2 protein-coding genes are annotated in these 1,588 nt (G+C 65.4%); both read left to right on the top strand.

The features are described from left to right. Positions 1-61 precede the first annotated feature (61 nt). A protein-coding gene (locus AMK33_RS41235; RefSeq protein ID WP_107425045.1) for an IS5 family transposase occupies positions 62-870 on the top strand; the annotation gives its coding sequence in 2 pieces (ribosomal slippage) (positions 62-409 and positions 412-870; 807 coding nt in all). Between the two features lie 86 nt (positions 871-956). After that, a complete protein-coding gene (locus AMK33_RS08105; RefSeq protein WP_073932034.1) occupies positions 957-1,547 on the top strand; it encodes a hypothetical protein in 591 nt (196 codons plus the stop codon). Positions 1,548-1,588: the final 41 nt, after the last annotated feature.

Raw genomic sequence — 1,588 nt, 5'->3', positions numbered from 1 at the left:
ACAGATGAAAACGACCTCTTAGGCGTCGTTTCTTATGGCGTGATCGTTCGTTGATCCGCGCATGACGGATCTCGTTGAGCGGCTGGTGCCGAACGAGTTGTGGGTGCTGTTCAGGCGGGTGGTGCCGCCGACGGTGGTGGTACGTTCGCAGGGTGGAGGACGGCGCCGGGCAGGTGACCGCGAGGCTCTGGCCGCGATCATCTTTGTGGCGACGTCAGGCTGCACCTGGCGGCAGCTACCGCCGGTGTTCGGCCCCGCCTGGCCCACGGTCTACCGCCGGTTCGCCCAGTGGAGCCAGGACCGGGTCTGGGCCAGGCTCTACCGTGTGATCCTCGATGAACTGGGAGCGCGAGGCGAGCTGGACTGGTCGCGGTGCGCGATCGACTCGGTCAGTCTGCGGGCGACAAAAGGGGGCCACTGACCGGACCGAATCCGACCGATCGCGGCAAACTGGGATCGAAGATCCACCTGATCACCGACAGAAACGGATTGCCGCTGTCCCTGGGCATCTCGGGTGCGAACATGCACGACAGCCAGGGTCTGCAACCGCTCGTGCGCGGCATCCCTCCCATCCGCTCCGGCCGCGGCCCCCGGCGCCGCAGGCCGGCGAAACTGCATGCGGACAAGGGCTACGACTATGACCACCTGCGCCGATGGCTCCGTCGGCGAGGCATCCGCCACCGCATTGCCCGCAAGGGTGTCAAGTGCTCGCAGCGGCTGGGCAGACACCGCTGGGTGGTCGAAAGAACCGTGTCCTGGCTGGCCGGCTGCCGAAGGCTCCACCGGCGCTACGAGCGAAAGGCCGAGCACTTCCTGGCCTTCGTCGGCATAGCCGCATCCCTCATCGGCTACCGCCGACTGATTCGGTGAGCCAGTCGGTCGGAGCGACAGTCAGCCGGAGCCGGTGGTGTCAGTGACGGCTCGTAGGGTGCGCTGGTATTCGACGAGGAGGTTCCATGGGCTTTTCCGGCCATCTGGTCTTTGCGCGCAGCGAGCGCCCATTGCTGGAAGCACCCCTGTTTGGCAGCATCGGTCCAGGGCTGAGGGACGACGTACATGAGTGGGAGCCGCGACCGGGCGGCTGGCAGACCCTGCAGTTGGAGCAAGGCGTCTGGGAAGACGAGTACCTGTTCACCTTGGTCGAATGGTCCGGTGCGCCGGCCTGCGTCGCCGATGTTTCCGACAGCAGCGTCGCCCTCGTGACCGGCCTGGACACCAACGGGCGCCGCTGGCAGGCATGGCTCAACCTGGACAATGCCGCGGCTCTCCTGGTTGAGGAACCCGAGGACGTGGACGACGTGAGCCTGTGGATAGCTACCCCGGAGTTCGAAGAGGCCATCGGACGTAAGCGTGCAGAGCTCGATGCGGAGGTGCCGACCGACGCCGAAGGCGCTCTCATGTGGGCTTCAGCAGCCAATGTCCAGGCCACGGCGCAGCAGCCTCGGATCGAGGAACTGCTGCGCGCTCGAGAGACCTTCGTGGAGGAGCTGTTCGACGCGCTGCTGGACGAACTGGGCTTCCCTGAAGCTACCCACTCCGCACCGTAGCCATAAGAAACGACGTCTTAGAGGTCGTTTTCATCTGTAGT

Source organism: Streptomyces sp. CB02400 (assembly GCF_001905725.1).
Lineage (GTDB): Bacteria > Actinomycetota > Actinomycetes > Streptomycetales > Streptomycetaceae > Streptomyces > Streptomyces atrovirens.
This window is presented reverse-complemented; position numbering and strand designations above follow the sequence as displayed.